We start from the raw sequence: 19227 nt of genomic DNA on the forward strand, positions 1-19227 counted from the left end.
TATTTCACCTAGTTGATAATTTAATTATACCAAAAGAATAGTAAATAAAAAAACTGCGAATTGAATTTTTTGGCAAATAGAATAATAGTCCTTATTTATCACCAAAGCATAAAACCAGCCTAACGGACTACTCGTCCATTAAGCCGCTTGTTAGTTTGTTTCAGTAGAACGGGGGTCTTTTCCTCTCTTGCCAAATACAGCTAATTGCTTGTATCGGTTTCTTCGCTGACATTGAAAATATGCCATTCAAATTCGGCATTGTCCTCCTCCAGCGATTCGCCATACAATTTATCTTGCAGGTAGATCTTAGTGGGAATACCCTGGGATTGATCTCCCGAAGACAGCTTCAAATAATCGGCAATCAGCGGCAGGGCTAAATCCTGAGCAGTGTGGAGGATGTTCCTACGATCTCCGTTGGAACGAAAAACCGCAAATTGACTAGCCACCGTAACGGCTAACGTATCATCTTCTTCCAGCTTAATTGCTTCGATAAATTTGTAGTCATTGGAGGTTTTCTCTTTTTTCCGCTGGGCTAGCAGATCATCCAGCTCGGCATTCAGCTGTCCTCTTGACTCGAATTCGCTATGGGACTCTGTTCTGCTTTCAGGATTGGTCTCGTTATTTGTCGAATTGCAGCCAGTTATCAGAAATAGACAGGAAAATAGAAGAAGGATCGGTACGAAAAGTGAATGGTGGAAGATAGCTTTGAAGTTTTTTCTACTACGAGTCATTTTAATCGTCCCCTTTTTCTTAAACATCGGAAAAGAAACGCTTACATCATAAGTGTAACATGCCGCTAATTTTTACTCGATGCAAAATACTAAGGGTTGATAAAGAAAATGAATTTTCCGGTTCTAAAAGCCCAAAAAAGACAGCTTAATTCAAAAACTAAGCCGTCTTTCTTCTATTATATTATGCTTTTTTCTTTGGTCCGGTTTTGGCGGTAATGAAATCGACCCCCAGCCGTTTGGCAGTTTTCCATTCTTTTTTCGGAATCGTCCAAGCATTGACCCGCAGACCGCGTGCTTGGGCTTGGGCCACCAGCTCAACTTGAGAAATAATGCTGTCGTAGCGAATATCCAGACCAGCGTTGCTGCCTAAATTGTACACATCGGTGATCAGCTGTTCGTTTAGTTCATCGCTTAACAGCTGCACATGGATATTCGGCAAGCGCTGCTTGATCTCCTGCAGATGAGGATAGTCAAAGGAGATCACCATCCCGCTTTCGGCAAAGCCGTAATAATCGATCAAATAAGCCAAGCTATCGTAATCCGCCGCCGTCATTTCTGTGGGCTTCAAATCAATCACCGGTGTTTTGCCAATTGATTGCACGGCAATCAAATAATCCTCTAGTGTGGGAACTACCAGTTGGCTCTGGTCGTAGGTTTCAACGTTTGTGCCATGATCAATGCGCAGCCCGTTGATTTCCGCTAACGTCAACTCACTAACCAGGCCTGTGCCATTGGTCATGCGATCGACAGTGTCATCATGCATCATCACCCACTGACGGTCCTTGGTCATGCGGGCATCGGACTCGACGCCCCAGGTAGTTGCCTGTTGAAAGGCTGGAATCGAATTTTCCGGCGCCACTCGACTGTTGCCGCGATGGCTGACATACTGCACGTTTTCGCTTTTTTCACTAACATCCAGGTTATCGGCAGGAATGTAGCCTTCTTTAGTTTTGAAAATCTTTTGTTCGTCATTGTAGACAACACCTTCAACCTCGACCGTGGCATTACGTTCCAGCGGAGTTGCCCCTTCCGTCAAGGCCCGATTTTGGTAAATAGTAGCCTCCTCCAGAACCCGTACTCGTTTTGGTAAGGTCAATTTGATTTCAGCTTTGTTTTGTTCACTTTGGGCTGATAAACCGTTTTTGCTGGTTAGAAAGACTTCCGAATGGTAGGTGCCGTTTTTAAAGTCGAAATCCTCGTAGTCCATCCGAATCTTGTAGGTGGTGGGATCTTGTTGCTGAGCCTCGTACACCTTCAGATCGCTTTTGTCTTCTTTGGCCCACACTGGAACTTCCAGCTTCTCAATATCCGCCGCACTTTGCACCTGTATTGAGAGGTCAAATTGGCCTTTGTCGGTTCTGGTGGTATCCAACTTGGCAGAAACAGTTGGTTGAGTGACTTCAAACTCGCCAAAATTCAACTCATCAGAGCGGTCGTCGGTCTTAGTCATCAAAAGCCGTACTTGATAGCGCCCGGCAACTTTGTGATCAATGATCGGAACATCTGCCTGCCAAATCTTAGCTGCTGGATCAAACACCGCGGGATATTTTTTCATATCCGACTGGTCCTCCGCGCCCCAAACTACAAACGCCACTTCTTCAACGTCACTGGTGTAAGTCAAATCCGCCATTAAATGATAAATTGTTTGTTTTTTCTCGCTGTTAATTAGCCGGAAAACTGGCCGGCTGTTGAACTCGTTTTTTTGCTGAAACTGATTATCTAAGGTCTCTGCATATTGGCTGTTCACCCAGCTGTCATCCTGGGAGTTCCACTTGAAATTGTCTGCCGACGCGTACTTGGGAAAGTTGGTCTGAGAAAACAGCGAATCCTGAATGATTTCTGAACTGGAGACCGGCGCATCCACCCGTCGTCCGACAAAAGCGCAAATCAGCACCAAAAGAATGCTGCCGCCTATTCGAATTATTTTTAAGAAATTAAATTTGCTCATGTAAGCAGTATAAGGAGATTTTAGCGATTTGTCCATTTTCCTAAGAATTTGCAGTGTTTTTCTTAAACTAAAGCCCAAAAAAGCCCTACTCGTTAATGAGTAAGACTTTCGGATTGATGGTTAAACTAATTCTTGCTGCTGCATTTCTAAATACATTAATTGTCTTGCTTTCACTTGAGCGTCGTAAAGGCGAATTTTACGAGGGATAAATTGATGAATATCCTCTTCGTTGTAGCCCACCTGCAAGCGTTTGGAGTCGATCATAATTGGTCGTCTCAGCATCCCAGGATTTTCTGCCAATAAAGTGACCAATTCGTTAAAGCTCAAATCATCCAAATCAATGTCCAATTTTTCATAAACCTTTGAACGCGTCGAAATTATTTCTTCGGTGCCGGTTTCAGTTAATAAAAGAATTTCTTTGATCTCATTTCTTGTCAACGGCTCAGAAAAAATGTTGCGTTCTTGGAATTCCAATCCCGCATTCTTTAGCCAGGCCTTCGCTTTTCTACATGAAGTACAACTTGGGGAAATATATAATCTAATCATTTTAATCTCAGCCTTTCTTATTTTCGATAGTTATTATTAGCCATCTGCTGAAATCAATTTACCTCTTTTTTTATCGTTTGTTAAGCGATTGGATTCAAAATTTCCACTATTTTTGACTTAGGTTTCACAATTGCTCTTTTTATAACTTAACAATAATTCTATTTAGGGTTGATGCGGCAGGAAAAGCCTGTTGTTACAGTCTTTCTAAGATTTTTTCTACAATGGTCTATTCCAATCAACAACAGGAGAATAATGCTCAAATCGCACCATCAACTTTTTCTATTTTGCAGAAAAAGTTGATGGTGCCGCTGGAATCACCATTGAAAAAAGCGCTGCTCCAGTTGAAACAACGCTGTTTGTTTGAGTTTGTGATAGGATGGATTAATTATTTAATTGCATAAGACTATTTTAACGAAAGCGCTATTCTGCCAATTTAATTGGAACGTCTACTAAATCCTTGATTTGATCTGACAATATATGGTTTTCCTTATAAATCCAAACCAGCTAACCAGCTTTGAATTTCACCGTCGGCATTTGAGGCATCTGAGCCATGAATCGCTAAACCTTCGTTTACTTGTGCATCTGGACAAAGTGCGGCAATATCCCGTTGACTACTGCCTAGGCGGCTGCCTTCGTGGGTGCAAACTGGCGCGATGGTCTTACCCGAAAAATCATACGCTTCTAAAAAGCTGGCTACCGGCATTGGCAAGCTGCCCCACCAGTTTGGGTAAACTAAAATGACCGTATCATACTGATCCATATTTTCCACGGTAGTTGACAATTCTGGTCGAGCTTCCTGACTCTGCTCTTCACTGGCTTGGTCGGTGGTGTCATTATAATCAGAAGGATAAGCTTCGACAGTTTCAATTAGAAACTGGTCCCCGCCGGTTGCTTCTTGAACCGCATCTGCCAGCATCGTTGCATTGCCGGTCATTTCGCCATTGACTTCATTTAAACTTGCGGATGCCGTCACATCCACATCTGAGTCAAACTCAGTGTTTCCTACTCGGGAAAAATAAGCGATTAGGAGATTGCTTCCGGTTTCTGAAGCTTGTGTGCTGTCGGTGTCAGCGGCACTGTTTTCGCTTTGATTACTTTCTTCAGCTGTTGATTCCTCTTGAGAGTTTTGACTGCTGACGGAAGTGTTGGTTTCCCCGCTGCATCCGGCAAAGACGCCGCCCACTAGCAAAAGAGTCATGCAGGTAAAAAGTTTTCGCTTCATCATATTTTCGCTTCCCTTCTGTTATCATTTGCTAAAAATGCCATGCACGATCAATTATGCATGGTATTTTTATTCAATCCTCGGCTACTCGTTACTCTGCTATTTCGATAGTCATTTCTACTGTATCATCCAGCTCGCCAAAAGCAGCTAGATCGGAGGTGACTTCTCCTAATTTGATTAGCCCGCTTTGATTGGAGCTTTCTTCTTGGTTGTAAAAAATGGCGAAGGAGGGCCCTGGCGGGTAGTAGCAGATATCGCCATTGGTGTAATCGTCAATTTCTTCGCCGGGCTCTGTGATTTCGTCTATCGAAGCATAATATTCGCGATCCCCGTAGCTGTTCATGGAAATCGTTTGCGGCAAAGTTTCAATGAAAGCTTGCGAAGCAGCGGAATTGTCTAGGACGCCGGTAATCACGGTATCGTCGGCTGTCATTTGGATCGTGGTTTGTGCCTGATCACTTTGGCTCTGATTCTCTGGTTCAGCTGACGACTGACTGGCTGCATTTGCAGTACTAGATGACGAACTTGCTTCTGTTTCCGTTGTGTTCTCTTGACTGCCGCAGCCGGTTAAAAAGGCCAGGCCTGAGATAAAGGCGACGAATAAAAGTTTTTTCATGTATTCTCCTTATTGGATGGCTTTAGTAAAAAGACGGTTTGGCAAAATCGGTGTCGGGTTCACTGACGCCTAAGCTGGTATTCTTGTACGTATCAAGGTCTGCTAGAATATCTAAAATCAATTGGGTGACAGCTTCGCGAGAAACTTCAGCACCAATAAATGGTTCACCCTTTTGGGAAATCATGTAATTGGTATTACCAGCTTCGTTGTACAGCCAAGTCAGTCGCAGCAACGTGAAACTTAAGCCAGATTCTTCAATAGCAGCACTGGATTCTTTGTGGCGATTAGTACCGGGTGTACCCACCATGCGAGCATTCCATTTTCCAAACTCACCGACTACTTCATCATAAATTCCTAAGATGGTTGCGCCGATTATCCAAGGAACACCAGTGTTTTGCATCGCAGACACGATAGTTTTAGTGGCTTCCGGCGAATTCATATCATTTAGATAAACTAAGTCGACGCCGGCAATATTTTTTTCGAGTAATTCTTGGTCGTTGAAATCTCCAGAAACGATCGTTACCCGTTCAGGATTGGTATTTTTTATTCGTTTTTCAGCATTGCGAGCATATAAGATCAGCGCATGATCGGTTTCCTTTAGTAATCTTTCCCTTAGCATACCAGCAATCTCGCCAGCTGCTCCTAAAATCATGATTTTCATTTTTTCTCTCCTTCTACTCAACTATATCCGTCGAAGCGGCTAATTCTCTTTGAGCTTTAAACTCTGCTAAACGTTTTTCCAAAGTATCAATTGTACTGTCCAGCGCGACGGTGCCTAAAACCATTCGCAACGGTGCTGGATTGATATCGACACTTTCAATAATGCGTTCCGCCATTTTGACAGGATCACCGGGAGCCAAGCCATTCGCCGGATCCAGCATGGATAAAAAGGCATGGGCTGGATTGCCGTTGTATTCCGGCATTAATTTAGCCACTTGGGCAGAACCGTAACGGAATTCGGTGCGGGCACCGCCAGGCTCAACCAAGGTCATGCCGATATTAAAGGGGGCCATCTCTTGTGCGACGGATTCCACGAAGCCTTCAATCCCCCACTTGGTTGCGTGATACATGGAATTTCCGGCAAAGGCCACTTGACCGCCGTAAGTTGACATCTGAATGATGCGCCCGTGTCCTTGTTTGCGCAAGTATGGCAAAACGGAACGAATCAATTGAATAGAACCGGTTAAGTTGGTGGCAATAATGTGTTCTACTTGTTCATCGGTTAGTTCTTCAGCTGCTCCGAACAGGCCGTAGCCGGCATTGCTGATGACGACATCGACTGCGTCTAAGTGGTCAAAGATTTTTTTCACTAACGCTTGGATGGCTGAAACGTCTGTTACATCTAAAAATTTGCGGAAGAAGGTATCAGGATATTCTTCCATCAAATGTTGGACATTTTTGTCGTTGCGAATCGTACCAATGACGGTTTCACCTTTGGCTAGTAATTGTTTGGTTAATTCGTAACCGAAGCCGCTGCTGACGCCGGTGATTAAATAAGTTTTTGACATGTTGTTTTCGCTTCTTTCTTTAGCCGACTAATAAATCATCCGTCGACATACTTTCTAAGGCTTCAATATTGGTTACTCGCAAGTCCAGGGCATGAATCGATGCTTCCAGCTCCTGCATTTTTTCCTGCATCAGTTGACGTTGTTCTAACAAGATATTTTTTCGTTCCGGAATGGTCGCATCGCCGCCGGTATCGTAAAGGTGAATATACTTGATACTGGCTTCAATCGATAAGCCGCTGCTGCGCATCTCCTTGGCGAAGGTCAACCAGCAGAGGTCTGCTTCGGTAAAATTGCGAATGCCGTTGTCGCGACGGTTGACTGGCGGGATCATCCCCACTTTTTCATAATAGCGAATGGTGTCGGCTGACATTCCCAGTTTTTGACTAGCTTCTTTGATATTCATAAAATCATCCTTTCGTTACTTGCTGGCAGTGTTGACACAGTTTAAGGCATTTAGACTTCTCGGATAGCCGATAAATGGCAGAATCTGAGAAATAATATCGATTAAATATTGTTTATCGTTGCCGATCCGCATGTTGATGCCGGCATGGGATGTCAACTGGGGTTCGCATCCGCCTTGAGCCGCCAAGAAACAAAAGGTAATCATTTCCCGTTGTTTGTGATCCAAGCCGGTGCGGGTGTAATAATCGCCAAAGCAATTGTCTACCAGCCATTTGTTGATGTGCTGGAATTCTTTCGAACCAGAGGTGGCAAAACCTTTCATCTGTTCACCGATGATCGCTACTTGAACTTCTTCACCTTTTTCTAAGCGATTCTCAGTTGTTGTGGTGGCCTGCTCTTCCAGCGGCAACGGAATACCTTGGGCTTCAAAAATTTCGTTTACGGCTTTTAAAAATGGAAACACCCGGCCGATGCCGAGATAAGCGACACTTTGATAAACCACTTCTTTGATTTCAATCGGGGTAACACCCAAATTCATCGCAGCAGGCACCATCGCTTTAAATTCGTCAATCCCCTGCTGACCTAAAAGAGCGGATAAAATGGCGATCATTCTAGTTTTGTCGTCTAGGTTAACTTGCTGAATCACCTCATCAAAGGCGAAATTATCAAAGCGTTCGATAAATTCAGGATCGGTTCTTAGAAAATCTGATACATACCCGGGAAACATTTTTTCGTGGAAGTCTATCGCACGTTGCGTCAGCGTCATTTTATTTATCCCCATTTCTGTTGTTCTTCTCTATAGGCTTCATTCTACGCAGAATGCTGCGGAGGAACAATTTGGGTTGCTAATCTCATGGATAAGTTTTGCTAATACAAGAATGCAAAGAAACCCTCGGCTGAAGTTTTGGCTTCAATCGAGGGTTTCCATTATTCTTCTTCATCAAACAATTTCTTCAACACATTGGCAAACTCTTCTATATAATAGTTGGTTCGCTCCTTGCGCCAAAACGCGCAATAATTGCGAATCAAGGCTTTGCCGTTTTTGGTCAGTGGCAGCCGCTTCACGGAAACCGCTGGTGCTGGCAGCGTACCGGCAACTTCAATCGGTAAAAAGCCGCGATTACCAATCACCATCATCCGGCCTTCTTCCAGGCTTTCCGCAAAAAGAAACGTACCGTCAAAGCCTAATGTGTTCCGGTAAAAATCTTCTTCTGAAGCCTGCTGCTCAGAGTTGGCAATCAAAATACACGGAATCCCCTTCGAGGCCTGAATATCTATCGCATCCTGCTGGCTTAACGGATTGCGGGCAGAAAGTTCAATCTGAACCTCCGGCTGAACCAGTTCAAAGTTTACATATTCATCGGAAAACGCCCGCCGCTGATCGCTTAAAACGACATCCACCGTATTTTGCCGCAGCTCTTGGTACAGTTCTTCATGGGTGCCGTTGACGATATTAATCGAAACTTCGGGATAAGTCATGGAAAACTCGGCAATCGCTTGGTGCAATTCCTGACCACTGTAGACTCGCAGATACCCCAGGTTCAGCTGCGTTTCTTCGTCTTCAGCAATCCGTTTGGTTTCGGTCACCAGCTCATCGATTTGCGCCAGCATTTGTTTAGCCTCACGATAAAAATGTTCACCTGCCGGAGTCAAAGTAAACTTGCGGTGCTGCCGCTGCAGCAATTCCACCCCCAGCTCCTCTTCCAAGGCCTGGATCTGTTGGGAAATGGCCGATTGGGACACAAAGGACTCGGCGGCTGCTTCAGTAAAGCTGTTTTTTTCTACCACGGTCACAAAATAGTTCATCTGCTTAAAAAGCATCTTCTTCACCACCACAACTTAGTACCTCAAGTAAAACAAACTTCATTGGAAAAAGCAATTGTGGTTTTTTCAATGAATGGCTCAATACATACTAGCAATGGCATAGTTAATCAGCCATTTTCCATCAACCTTTTGCAATTCCATCTCTAATTGCAGCGGCCAAGTACCGTGAGTGCCATGAATAATCGCTTCGACCCGATTTTGACCGATTAAATGAGCCGTGTCGCCAGTCACGATGACTTCTATGTTCTCTTCTTTAGAAGTTAAATAGTTCATGCCACCTGTAGCAATTTCTTGCAGCCAGACTTGTTTGGGCTGCTGGAGGCCTGACATATGGCGTAAATAAAAATCCGGTGCCAACGTTTCCTGCAAGTTTTCTAAATCCGCTTCTATCATCCACCTATGATGATTGCGGTAAGCTTCAACTACTTCTTGTTGATCCGTCAATTTTTTGTCCACCTTCCTAACTACATTCATCATAAGTCTTCGAGTACACTCCAAGTCAATAAAGAAATAATCCTTGACTTAGAGTGCACACGAACCTGTAGACTGAATCTCATAGTAGAAAAGAAAGAAGGATATTCGTAATGAAAAATATTTTAATTGTTGGTGCCACCGGATCGGTTGGTCAGGTAACAAGAAAGCTTTTTTTAGAACAAACACAAGATCAGTTAACCTTGTTTTCCAGAAATGCCCATCGTTTGCATGGCATCGATGAAAACCGGGAAAAATTTTTTGCCGGTAGTGTCTTGAATCCCACTGAATTAGATGAAGCAATGCAGGGGCAAGATGTGGTTTTTGCCAGCTTGAGCGGTGACTTGAAGAAAATGGCTGAGGCGATTGTGTCTTCTATGAAGCGAGTAGGCGTCAAAAAGATTATTTTCATTGCTTCAATGGGCATTTACAACGAAATTCCTGCTTCACTAGGTGCCGCTGGCAATCTGCAAAGCAGTCCGATGCTGCAGAATTATCGCGATGCAGCCGATGTGATCGAAGCTTCCGGATTGGATTACACCGTGATTCGGCCTGGTTGGTTTGACAGTTCCAATGATACTGACTACGAAGTGACCTTGAAGGGGCAACCTTTTGGCGGGCATGACGTTTCCCGTAAAAGTATTGCCGATTTAGTGGTGAAAATTGCCGAAAGCGATAAGTTATATGTGAAGGAAAGTGTCGGTATTAACCGGCCGGAATAAAAAATTCCCGCTCCAGTTTATGCTGAAGCGGGTAAATTTTCTTTGTTGGATAGTAACAATTCTAATCTTCAATATTTAGTTCCTTATTCCCACACCCTTACACAAGAATAATATGCCATTAATGGCAACATGAAAATACGACGAGATACAACGAGATTCAAACAGCATCGATTGTGCGGATAAACAATTCCTTAACAGGATTCATGTATTTTTAAGTATGTGTATAAAAACAACTAAAAAAAGAGCTGAACAAGTGATTGTCATATCGATGATATTTTCAAAATGCCTTGTGTGTTTTTTCAAAAACGCACCAGGATCGGTAGAAGAGAAATTAGAGCGATATTTGAGTGGAAGAGCATTTGTTAATTGTATTCCTATTAACACAAGATATATAGGCCAACTTGACAGACTAAAATCCCTTAATAAAACTGCTGTTACTGAAATCGCGTAAGTACAATATTGAATAGACTTTACAATGACAACTTTTTTCAACTCTTTACTCATAGGTCGTTCTCCTCAAATACAATCGGAAAAACAAACAAGTCCTGTTTGTCTTCAACTAGCTTTTGAAAACTAATTCTCAGCGATCATCATAGCCAGTGTATGCTTTTTTTACTAACTTACAATCAAAGCTCGCTAAAAAGCCCCGCTCCAGCTTTCAAACTGAAGCGGGATTTCCTCTTATTCAGATAGCGACTATTCTAATCTTCACTATTCAGGTCCTTCATAAGTTCTTCTACGGAATTGAACGTTTTGTAGTTGCCGTGCTCCATATCCATTAACGCTTCGTCAAAATCACTTTTTGGTGAGGTCCAGTCGAAAGGAATTCCTCTATCTCTAATAACTCTTGTCAGATAGATTCTAATACCTGTAGTCAAATCCATTTCCAAACTGTCAAAAACTTCGCAGGCCTCTTTTATTAGATTGTCATCAAGCCTCATATTCAGATGAGCCATAAACTTACACCCTTTCACAGGTTCATATATTTTTAAGTATGTCTATAACAGTAACTAAAAAGATAACCAAACAATTAATTGTCATATCGATGATGTTCTCTAAATGTCTTGTGTGATTCTTTAAAAATAAACCAGGATCAGTAGAAGAGAAATTAGAGCGATATTTTATAGGGACAAGATTTGCTAAAAGTATTCCTATTATCATAAGATAGAACGGCCAATTTGACAGACTACGATCCCTTACTATTACTGCGGTTAGTGAAATCCCGAAAATTGAATATTGAATAATCTTTATAATAAGAATTTTTTTCAGCTCTTTACTCATGATCTAGCCTCCTCGAATAAAATTGGAAAAACAAACAAGTCCTTTTTTGTTTTCAACTGGCTTTTGTAAACTAATTACCAGCAATTATTATGTTTTGATTGTAAGCGATTCTCAACGTACTTTCAATAAAATTTCGCTAAAAAGCCCCGCTCCAGCTTTCAAACTGAAGCGAGGCTATTTCCATTATTTAAACATCTTTGGCGATAAATCCCCATACCAGTAAGATGCCGTTACTCCAGCATCCATCAAGAAATCACTGCCGGAGATAAATGAACCGCGGTCACTCATTAACAATTCTGCTACGTTGGCTACTTCATCCGCGGTTCCTGCCCGGCCAACCGGTGAGCCGTCGATCATGCGACGATAACCTTCACCACGAGGTCCGTTCAATTCGTCGTTGGCTAGTGGTGTAATGATGATCCCAGGACTAATGGAATTGATTCGCGCGCCTCGTTTGCCCCATTTAGTTGCTTCGGACATTACCCGCAAGACGTTGCAGCGTTTTGATAATTGGTAGGCATGCAAGGTGTCTTTGACGTTTTTGGCTTGCACCATTTCAAGATTCAGTAGTTCTTCTGTTGGCGTGGTTGCCAACAGTTCGCTTTCTTCTTCAGACAAGGAGCCTAAGCGGTGGCCGGATTGAGAAGAAATGGTCACAGCAGATCCGCCTTCAGCGATGACTTGTCCAAACTCTTCTAATAAAACAGCGGTGCCGTATAAGTCCACCTTCAAAACCGCCTCGATAGGTGCTTGAGATGGTGAAACGCCCGCGCCATTGATAACTCCAGTAATTTCGCCAAAGCTTTGCGCTTCTTTAATTAAGGCTTGAATGGATTTCCGAGAAGAAATATCGACCGTCGCAGCAGTTGTTTCAAAGCCAGCGTTATACAAATCCTTCGCCACTCGTTCAGCATTTTCCATTGATAAATCGGCAACAACTAAGTGCTTACCAGCGCCAACTCGGCGGGAGATCGCTACACCAATTAGGCCAGCTCCGGTTAGTACAACAACATCTTTATTTTTACTCATTTTTGAATTCCTCCAATAGTTTCTATCTGCTACCTATTCTAAACTTTTTAGCCGCTGGAACAATTTTGATTGCTAATCAGTTGGATAAGTTAAACTAATGCAAAAATTAGAGGAGATTCGTTCCTATTTTTTCACTTTATAGCGCAGCCACAAGGTGCCGTCTTCCTGCGTTTCGGCTTGCTCTAATGAAAAAGCAACGGCTTTATCACCGCTCAAGCTGCCGTTTTCAAACACCGATGGACTGTCAGAAGAGCCATCAGCCACGGGTGCCACCACTAAACTGACCTCATCACAAACACCCGCTTCAATAAATGACCAGTTCAATAATCCACCGCCGCCTAGCATGATGGACTCAAGGTTGAAGTGCCGTTGCAGCTTTTCGACAGTTTGTTTGGGATCAATGCTTTCTTTGCCGGCGATGATATATGGGATATCCAAGCTGCGTAAAAAGGCCTTATAGTTGTCGGATACTTTTTCGGTCAAGACTTCGATCACCGTCGCCGTTGTATCCTGGTAAGTAATCGTGTTTTTCTCCCAACCTAGTTTGCCGGAAGGATCGATCGAGATATAATAAATAGGTTTGCCGGTTTCGATAATGTAGTCTCCGGCTGGAACCGCCTCGAAACTCTCTGGCAAAACAGGTTCTTTGTACATGGTAAAGTTGTCATCGGTAGTTTTACGGCCGGAAAGCCAGCCTTGATTTTTATAAAAAGGCTTTTCACCAAAGGCCACTTGGTAAAAGAAGTCCCCTGCCGCCTCCCCTTCCGGTGTATTCATGTACTTTCCGGTAATTTTCCCGTCAATTGAAATCAGCATGTGACAAAAGATAAATGGTTGTGTCATGATTTTTTCCTCACTTTTCTGTTTTTTAGAATTACTCACTATCAACAGTCTAACTGCTGAAGTTAACTTTAGGTCAAGCAAAAAAACTGCCCACTTCAGATTTTCCAATCGAAAGTGTGCAGGTAAACGAATAAAATTTTATAGTTCCTGATCCTTCTTATAACCGAACGTCCAAGTTAAACCGAAGGCTACCGCAAAGGCGACTAAATTCACCAAAATGTACAACGGTAATTGTTCATTTAAGTAAAGCAGTGTTCCCGGAATTCCTGTTAAAGCCATCCCAGTTGCCCGCAGATTCAAAATCGAAGCAAGAAATCCGCCGATCCCGCCGCCAATCATCGCCATCATAAATGGTTTCATCAAACGCAAGGTTACACCAAACACTGCAGGTTCAGTAATTCCTAGAGCAGCCGATAAAGCCGATGGAAAGGCAATTTGTTTCATTTTAGGTGAAACGGATTTGATCGCTACTGCCAATACCGCTCCGGCTTGGGCAATATTCCCGCAAGTCCCAATCGGATTCAAATAGTTCCAGCCGTCTTGCCCCAGCATGCTGATTTCCAAAAAGTTCAAAATGTGGTGGATACCGAAAATTCCCAACAATTGGCCGAAGCTGCCGTAGATTAGTCCGCCGATTCCTAATGGCAGGCCTAGTAAAAATTCAACTGCATGCAATACGCCGATCTCAACTTCGTGGAAAACCGGCCCGATAATGAATAATGCCAAAATAAGTCCAATTAATAAGGTTAGAAACGGAGTTAAAATCAAATCCAATGAATCCGGAATCCGTTTCCGCAAGAAAATTTCGATTTTGGAACCTAAAATCCCGGTCACAAAAGCTGGCAACACTGAGCCCTGATAGCCGACTACATTAATGAAGCCGAAGAAGACTAACGGTTCCGCTGCCTGCTGCCCAACATCATAGGCATTTGGCAGAACTGAGCTTACCAACATTAAGCCAAGTACAATCCCTAAAATCGGTGTGCCGCCAAAAATCCGAAAAGTCGACCAAGCGACTAAGGCTGGCAAAAAGGCAAAGGCTGTATCCGTCAAAATCTGCGTGAACAACAATAATTGCTGCGGAATGTCATCAGCAGTTAAGCCAACAATTCCTAAAATGGCATCTTGAGTAAACAGACCTCTTAACCCCATGAATAAACCAGTCGCTACTAATACAGGAATAATCGGTACAAACACATCACCGAAGATTCGGATCGCCCGCTGGAAGGTCATTTTTTGTTTGCCTTCGGTTGCTTCCGCTGACACTTTACCTGAACCATCGATTAATGGCATAAACTCATCATAAACTTTGTTTACCAAGCCAGTTCCTAAAATCACCTGATATTGACCGGAGTTGAAGAAGCTTCCTTTGACTTTATCAAGATTCTCAACGGCCTTCATATCGATTTTGTCTTGATCGTTGGTGATAATTCTTAATCGGGTGGCACAATGAGTTGCGGATTGAACATTTTTCGTACCGCCCACCAGCTCTAATATTTTCGCAGCTATTTCTTTATTCGTCATTTTTCATTCTCCTTAATAATTGTAAAATACAACCGAACCTTTTTCATTCAAGTGTTTATAGGTAATATCGCTAGACGACCGGGTGCGGAAGTTGCGCATCGAAAAAACAAATTGTCCATCGTTGATAAATATTTCCAACGTAGAAGTGTCGCAAAAGATTTGAAGCTTGTGCAAGCTTTCTAACGGGATTTCTTTTACTTCTTTTTCCCCAGAAACCCAGTTGATCCGGCTAACCTGCAAGACGTTATCTTTAAATTGAAGCGAATTGGCTTCAGCATTTAGTGTCAAATCGAATGCTGAAACTTCTTCTTTAAAATCAATTACTAATTCATAAGCTGTCTGTTGATTTTTGATGACTTCTTCAGCAGCTGTATACGTTTGTTGGTCTTTTCTTAGTTGCTGATACTCTTTCAGCGGAACTTGCCGCAGCTGGCCCTGCTCCCACTTTAATTCTCGGGGCATGGTCAGGCAATGGAGATAGCCTTCTTTAATAGTAGGACACTGCTTTTCTTGTTCCTCATCCATTCTGGACATCCAAGCGACAATGATTCGTCGGCCCTTATCATCCTGAAATGATTGTGGGGCGTAAAAGTCAAAGCCTTGATCTAGCAGCTGGATTTCGCCTGTAGGCACAAATTGCTTCTGCTGGTAATCCACTTTTCCTACCGAATAACCAGCATAACTAGACACTGGCAAATCGATTTCTTCATTAGATGAGCGTTTTTGCGGACAAACGGTTAAAATATCCACCTCATCCGTCAGGGAGAACACATCGGGACATTCACACATCTGCTCTAAGTCTGGATCGGAATAAAAGGTCCCTTGAAAGGCCCAATTGATTAAATCAGTCGAAGTAAACAAGGTAATTGCCCCGACATTCTCCGTCGTTTGAGCGCCGACGATCATCCACCACTTGCCTTGGCTTTGCCAAACCTTGGGATCACGATGATGTTCGGTAAACCCAGCCGGTGTCTCAATCCCTTGAGGCTCTTTAATGAAGGTTTTGCCATCAGCGGAAACGGCAATTTTTTGCCAGCTTTTTCTGATGCCCTTTGTTTTAGTATTTCCAGTATAAAACAAATACATTTTCTGATCATGCTCAATGGCACTTCCTGAATAGATCCCGTCTTTGTCGTCAGCGAGATCCGGCACAAGGGCTGTCCCGGGATTCTCCCAGTTGACTAAGTCAGTGGATGTGAACAGGCCCCATTCTTTATATTCATGATTGGTATTGAAGCGATTCCATTGATGAAAAAAATAATATTTCCCTTGGTATTGGATCAATCCATTAGGATCATTTAACAATCCCTGCGCCGGCTCTATATGGAAAGAATTTTTATATTTGTGTTTCAAATTAGAGGCTCCTCTACTGTTTATTTTAACATTAATGCGTTTACATCGCCTAGGTTACTGAAAGCTTACCATCGATACCCCTATTTCGAATATGGAAAAAAATAAGGAAAATATGGAAATTTCTAAGATTATGAACTTTTGTAAAGCGTTCCCATGTATAATGCAAGCATGGAAACTATTTTGAAGGAATACACCGACCGTTTTACCGATTTCTCGAAGAAAAGTATCTCAGACTTCATATTGTACAACAGCGGCATTGAGTATTGTGAGCCTGGCTACAGCTATGGCCCCAAAAGACGGGATTATCACTTTATTCATTTTGTTAAGGAGGGCAAAGGTCTGCTGGAAATTGAAGATCGTACCATTGAAGTTCATGAGAATCAGTTCTTTATCGTCCCGGCCAATGTAGTTTCTACCTATACAGCCGACAAGGACGACCCTTGGAAATACTGCTGGATTGGTTTTACCGGCATCGAATCAGGGAATTTTATCCATACCTTGATTCAGTCCAGTGAGCAGGGCTATGTGATGGATTGCGAGAATGCTTCCTTTTATGAAGACGAAGTCAATCGAATTCTGGCGCTGAATCACAACAATCGTTCCTCTTACTTTAAAATTAACGGAATTATGTACAATATTGTCGGTACCCTGCTGGAGGAGGTTCAGGCCAAGGATGCGGCCAGCGTTCATGATGCTTCGGCGGCCTTCCAAGCGATGCGTTACATGGATTTGCATTATCACGATGACATTCACATTTCTGATATTGCCTATTCCGTCGGGGTTCATCCTAATTACTTGTCCTTGATGTTTAAAGAAGAGATGGGAATCTCGCCAAAAAAGTATCTGACCAATTTGAAAACAAACAAAGCCAATAAACTGTTGATGGAAAGTGACGATCCTATTAGTCTAATCGCCAGTTCGGTAGGCTTTAGCGATGCCTTGTCCTTTTCTAAGTTTTTTAAGAAGGAAATTGGCTGTTCACCCTCGGAATTTAGAAAGGAGCACCGTGCCAAGTGAAAAATCTGATCCAATTTGATCCACAAACCAACTTGTTTCACTTAACCAATGAAAAAATCAGCTACATTATGGAAATCGTGGAGGAAACTTACCTGATCCATCGTTATTGGGGGAAAAAGCTGACCAGCTATCACTTCAGCAATCGGCCAACACTGAAGAAACGCACCTTTGCGGCAGCACCCAACAACGAAAAGCCGGAAATTTCGCCAGAATTTTTACCTTTTGAGCTGCCTTTTGCCCATCAAGGGGATTTTCGCAGTCCCGCACTGCAAATTGAACAAAAAAATTGCGAAACGATTACCCGTTTCTCCTATCAAGGCTACGAAATTGTTGATGGTGCACCGGAACTGACTGACCTGCCCCATGCTAGAAATACGGAAGAGCAGGCTCAAACGTTAATTGTCTATTTGTTCGATGAAATTGCTCAAATTGAAGTGGCTTTGTACTATACGATTTTCGCAGAATCATCGGTGATTGTTCGTTCGACTAGTGTTAAAAATGCTGGTTCAGAAACCGTTAAAGTGACTAAGTTGCTGAGTGCATCGCTGGATACTAGGTATGACGGGCAAGTTTCTACTACCTTTTACGGTACCCACCAAAAGGAATTTCAGTTAAATCGGCAGGAAATCCAGCATGGTATGTTTAAAATCGGCAGCTCTCGGGGGGCCAGCAGTCCGCAATATCCGCCTTACCTGGCGCTGTCAAAGGACGCCAATGAATTCCAAGGCGAGGTCCATGCCATGACCCTGATCTACAGCGGCAATCATGAAACTGCCCTGGAACTGGATCAATACAATCACCTGCGTCTGCAAATTGGCCTAAACAGTGAAACCTTCGCTTGGCAGCTTCATTCCGGTGAAACGCTGCAAAGTCCGCAAGCTGTGCTGAGCTACAGCGATCTGGGATTTAACGGCAGCTCCCAAAGCTTCCATCAATTTTTTACCGATCATTTGATTCATCCGGCTTGGAAAAACAAGGCGCGGCCGGTATTAATTAACAGTTGGGAAATGACTTATTACGATGTCAACGAAGCCTTGATTAAGCAGTTGATTGATTCCGCCAGTGAGCTGGGCTTTGAAACGGTTGTATTGGATGACGGCTGGTATAGCAAGCGCAACAGCAGTAAAACTTCGCTGGGTGATTGGGCTGTCGATGGCGAGAAGTTTCCTAATGGGATCAAACCCTTAGTGGAATATGCCAAAGAAAAAGGCCTGGGCTTTGGGATTTGGTTTGAGCCGGAAATGATTTCCCCCAATACTAAGTTAATCCAGCAGCATCCTGATTGGGTGATGCGCAGTGCTAATTACGAACCGATTCTAGGCCGCAGTCAGTTGGTCCTAGATTTAACTAATCCCGATGTTCAACAGTTTATCATCCACACCTTATCTCAAGCGATTGAAGATTTTGGCGTGAACTATGTGAAGTGGGATATGAATCGTCACCTGACCGATCCTTTTTCGCAACGGGGAGATTTTCCGGCCTTTGAATATGGGCATCGCTATATGCTGGGGTTGTATCGGATTATTGATGCGTTAACCAGCACCTATCCTGAAGTGTTGTTTGAAAATTGTTCCAGCGGCGGGGGCCGCTTGGATGTTGGGATGTTGTATTACTTCCCGCAGACCTGGATCAGCGACAATACCGACGGCCTGGATCGTCAGGAAATTCAATCCGGTGCCAGCAATTTGTTCCCGATTTCGTCCATGACCGGTCATGTTTCAGATGTGCCTAATCATCAAACCAATCGAACGGTGCCTTTTGAAACGCGAGCGGCATTAGCTTCTTCTACCAACATGGGGTACGAAATGGATATTATTCATCTGAATGAAGCGGAAAAGGAAATGATTCGCCAGCACCTGCAAACCTATAAAGCAGAAAGAGAATTGATCATGCAGGGCCAGTTTTATCGCCTGCTCTCCCCTTTTGAGGGGAATCTATGTGCTTGGCTATTTACAGACAAGGCGCAGGAACAAGCAATCGTTTATGTTTTCCGCAATCGCTATCAAGTGTTTGATCTGTCATTGCTGGTAAAAATCCCTTATCTGGATGAAGACGGGATGTATCAGATAGTCGGGACCGACCAGGTGTATTCTGGTTCAGAGCTGGCTCATTGTGGCTTGGCGTTGGACAATAAAAAAGGTGATTTTGCCGTTCAAAAAATAACACTAAAGAAAATGGAGAGTGAATAGT

21 protein-coding genes are annotated in these 19227 nt (G+C 43.2%); 3 read left to right on the plus strand and 18 right to left on the minus strand.

The window, feature by feature from the left end; genetic code table 11:
* Positions 1–200: 200 nt before the first annotated feature.
* From JZO70_RS07780 to JZO70_RS07830, 11 genes are all read right to left on the minus strand, one after another.
* Positions 201–731, minus strand: coding sequence for a hypothetical protein (locus tag JZO70_RS07780; protein WP_207672985.1), 531 nt, complete (start codon positions 729–731; stop codon positions 201–203).
* A 181-nt stretch (positions 732–912) separates the two neighbouring features.
* Positions 913–2715 (minus strand): glycerophosphodiester phosphodiesterase family protein, encoded by a 1803-nt coding sequence (locus JZO70_RS07785; RefSeq protein ID WP_207672986.1) that lies wholly within the window; start codon positions 2713–2715, stop codon positions 913–915.
* A gap of 84 nt (positions 2716–2799) precedes the next feature.
* Positions 2800–3225 carry a transcriptional regulator Spx gene (gene spx, locus JZO70_RS07790; protein ID WP_207672987.1) on the minus strand — a complete coding sequence of 142 codons (426 nt, stop codon included), beginning with the start codon at positions 3223–3225 and terminating at the stop codon, positions 2800–2802.
* 487 nt (positions 3226–3712) lie between these two features.
* A complete protein-coding gene (locus JZO70_RS07795) occupies positions 3713–4450 on the minus strand; it encodes a flavodoxin (protein ID WP_207672988.1) in 738 nt (245 codons plus the stop codon).
* Between the two features lie 88 nt (positions 4451–4538).
* Complete coding sequence (locus JZO70_RS07800) at positions 4539–5063, minus strand: cyclophilin-like fold protein (protein ID WP_207672989.1); 525 nt, start codon at positions 5061–5063, stop codon at positions 4539–4541.
* A 22-nt stretch (positions 5064–5085) separates the two neighbouring features.
* Positions 5086–5724 carry an NAD(P)H-binding protein gene (locus tag JZO70_RS07805; RefSeq protein WP_207672990.1) on the minus strand — a complete coding sequence of 213 codons (639 nt, stop codon included), beginning with the start codon at positions 5722–5724 and terminating at the stop codon, positions 5086–5088.
* Positions 5725–5737: 13 nt separating this feature from the next.
* Entirely contained in the window at positions 5738–6571 is an 834-nt protein-coding gene (locus JZO70_RS07810) for an SDR family oxidoreductase (protein WP_207672991.1), read from the minus strand.
* Between the two features lie 19 nt (positions 6572–6590).
* Positions 6591–6974 carry a MerR family transcriptional regulator gene (locus JZO70_RS07815; RefSeq protein WP_207672992.1) on the minus strand — a complete coding sequence of 128 codons (384 nt, stop codon included), beginning with the start codon at positions 6972–6974 and terminating at the stop codon, positions 6591–6593.
* Between the two features lie 15 nt (positions 6975–6989).
* Entirely contained in the window at positions 6990–7700 is a 711-nt protein-coding gene (locus JZO70_RS07820) for a carboxymuconolactone decarboxylase family protein (protein ID WP_430748891.1), read from the minus strand.
* Between the two features lie 200 nt (positions 7701–7900).
* On the minus strand, positions 7901–8794 hold the full coding sequence (locus JZO70_RS07825) for a LysR family transcriptional regulator (protein WP_207672993.1): 894 nt from the start codon (positions 8792–8794) through the stop codon (positions 7901–7903).
* Between the two features lie 81 nt (positions 8795–8875).
* Entirely contained in the window at positions 8876–9241 is a 366-nt protein-coding gene (locus JZO70_RS07830) for a nuclear transport factor 2 family protein (RefSeq protein WP_207672994.1), read from the minus strand.
* 140 nt (positions 9242–9381) lie between these two features.
* Between JZO70_RS07830 and JZO70_RS07835 the strand changes: the two genes are divergently transcribed.
* Complete coding sequence (locus JZO70_RS07835) at positions 9382–9990, plus strand: NAD(P)H-binding protein (protein WP_207672995.1); 609 nt, start codon at positions 9382–9384, stop codon at positions 9988–9990.
* Positions 9991–10191: 201 nt separating this feature from the next.
* Here JZO70_RS07835 and JZO70_RS07840 read toward each other — a convergent pair whose 3' ends face one another.
* From JZO70_RS07840 to JZO70_RS07870, 7 genes are all read right to left on the minus strand, one after another.
* Positions 10192–10494, minus strand: coding sequence for a hypothetical protein (locus JZO70_RS07840; RefSeq protein ID WP_207672996.1), 303 nt, complete (start codon positions 10492–10494; stop codon positions 10192–10194).
* 197 nt (positions 10495–10691) lie between these two features.
* Positions 10692–10946, minus strand: a complete 255-nt coding sequence (locus tag JZO70_RS07845) for a type II toxin-antitoxin system RelB/DinJ family antitoxin (protein WP_207672997.1) — start codon at positions 10944–10946, stop codon at positions 10692–10694.
* Positions 10947–10968: 22 nt separating this feature from the next.
* Complete coding sequence (locus JZO70_RS07850; protein WP_207672998.1) at positions 10969–11271, minus strand: hypothetical protein; 303 nt, start codon at positions 11269–11271, stop codon at positions 10969–10971.
* 183 nt (positions 11272–11454) lie between these two features.
* Positions 11455–12300: an SDR family oxidoreductase gene (locus tag JZO70_RS07855; RefSeq protein WP_207672999.1), complete on the minus strand. Its 846-nt coding sequence runs from the start codon at positions 12298–12300 to the stop codon at positions 11455–11457.
* 123 nt (positions 12301–12423) lie between these two features.
* On the minus strand, positions 12424–13143 hold the full coding sequence (locus JZO70_RS07860; protein ID WP_207673000.1) for a dihydrofolate reductase family protein: 720 nt from the start codon (positions 13141–13143) through the stop codon (positions 12424–12426).
* A gap of 138 nt (positions 13144–13281) precedes the next feature.
* Complete coding sequence (locus JZO70_RS07865) at positions 13282–14667, minus strand: PTS transporter subunit EIIC (protein ID WP_207673001.1); 1386 nt, start codon at positions 14665–14667, stop codon at positions 13282–13284.
* A gap of 12 nt (positions 14668–14679) precedes the next feature.
* Positions 14680–16020, minus strand: coding sequence for a glycoside hydrolase family 32 protein (locus JZO70_RS07870; RefSeq protein ID WP_207673002.1), 1341 nt, complete (start codon positions 16018–16020; stop codon positions 14680–14682).
* Between the two features lie 153 nt (positions 16021–16173).
* On the opposite strand from JZO70_RS07870, the gene JZO70_RS07875 reads away from it, so the two are divergent.
* Both JZO70_RS07875 and JZO70_RS07880 read left to right on the plus strand, forming a co-directional pair.
* The gene (locus JZO70_RS07875) at positions 16174–17037 is read left to right on the plus strand and encodes an AraC family transcriptional regulator (protein WP_242703841.1); all 864 of its coding nucleotides are present in this window, start codon (positions 16174–16176) and stop codon (positions 17035–17037) included.
* Positions 17034–19226, plus strand: a complete 2193-nt coding sequence (locus JZO70_RS07880) for an alpha-galactosidase (protein ID WP_347565108.1) — start codon at positions 17034–17036, stop codon at positions 19224–19226. The genes JZO70_RS07875 and JZO70_RS07880 overlap by 4 nt, the downstream gene beginning before the upstream one ends.
* Position 19227 lies beyond the last annotated feature (1 nt).

The sequence above is a fragment of the Candidatus Enterococcus moelleringii genome (assembly GCF_017377575.1).
GTDB lineage: Bacteria > Bacillota > Bacilli > Lactobacillales > Enterococcaceae > Enterococcus_A > Enterococcus_A moelleringii.

Excerpts from the sequence above, each read along its gene's own strand:
- JZO70_RS07780 (WP_207672985.1), bottom strand. The coding sequence starts at position 731 with ATGACTCGTAGTAGAAAAAACTTCAAAGCTATCTTCCACCATTCACTT.
- JZO70_RS07785 (WP_207672986.1), bottom strand. The coding sequence starts at position 2,715 with ATGGACAAATCGCTAAAATCTCCTTATACTGCTTACATGAGCAAATTT.
- spx (WP_207672987.1), bottom strand. The coding sequence starts at position 3,225 with ATGATTAGATTATATATTTCCCCAAGTTGTACTTCATGTAGAAAAGCG.
- JZO70_RS07795 (WP_207672988.1), bottom strand. The coding sequence starts at position 4,450 with ATGATGAAGCGAAAACTTTTTACCTGCATGACTCTTTTGCTAGTGGGC.
- JZO70_RS07800 (WP_207672989.1), bottom strand. The coding sequence starts at position 5,063 with ATGAAAAAACTTTTATTCGTCGCCTTTATCTCAGGCCTGGCCTTTTTA.
- JZO70_RS07805 (WP_207672990.1), bottom strand. The coding sequence starts at position 5,724 with ATGAAAATCATGATTTTAGGAGCAGCTGGCGAGATTGCTGGTATGCTA.
- JZO70_RS07810 (WP_207672991.1), bottom strand. The coding sequence starts at position 6,571 with ATGTCAAAAACTTATTTAATCACCGGCGTCAGCAGCGGCTTCGGTTAC.
- JZO70_RS07815 (WP_207672992.1), bottom strand. The coding sequence starts at position 6,974 with ATGAATATCAAAGAAGCTAGTCAAAAACTGGGAATGTCAGCCGACACC.
- JZO70_RS07820 (WP_430748891.1), bottom strand. The coding sequence starts at position 7,700 with ATGTTTCCCGGGTATGTATCAGATTTTCTAAGAACCGATCCTGAATTT.
- JZO70_RS07825 (WP_207672993.1), bottom strand. The coding sequence starts at position 8,794 with ATGCTTTTTAAGCAGATGAACTATTTTGTGACCGTGGTAGAAAAAAAC.
- JZO70_RS07835 (WP_207672995.1), top strand. The coding sequence starts at position 9,382 with ATGAAAAATATTTTAATTGTTGGTGCCACCGGATCGGTTGGTCAGGTA.
- JZO70_RS07840 (WP_207672996.1), bottom strand. The coding sequence starts at position 10,494 with ATGAGTAAAGAGTTGAAAAAAGTTGTCATTGTAAAGTCTATTCAATAT.
- JZO70_RS07845 (WP_207672997.1), bottom strand. The coding sequence starts at position 10,946 with ATGGCTCATCTGAATATGAGGCTTGATGACAATCTAATAAAAGAGGCC.
- JZO70_RS07850 (WP_207672998.1), bottom strand. The coding sequence starts at position 11,271 with ATGAGTAAAGAGCTGAAAAAAATTCTTATTATAAAGATTATTCAATAT.
- JZO70_RS07855 (WP_207672999.1), bottom strand. The coding sequence starts at position 12,300 with ATGAGTAAAAATAAAGATGTTGTTGTACTAACCGGAGCTGGCCTAATT.
- JZO70_RS07860 (WP_207673000.1), bottom strand. The coding sequence starts at position 13,143 with ATGACACAACCATTTATCTTTTGTCACATGCTGATTTCAATTGACGGG.
- JZO70_RS07865 (WP_207673001.1), bottom strand. The coding sequence starts at position 14,667 with ATGACGAATAAAGAAATAGCTGCGAAAATATTAGAGCTGGTGGGCGGT.
- JZO70_RS07875 (WP_242703841.1), top strand. The coding sequence starts at position 16,174 with ATGTATAATGCAAGCATGGAAACTATTTTGAAGGAATACACCGACCGT.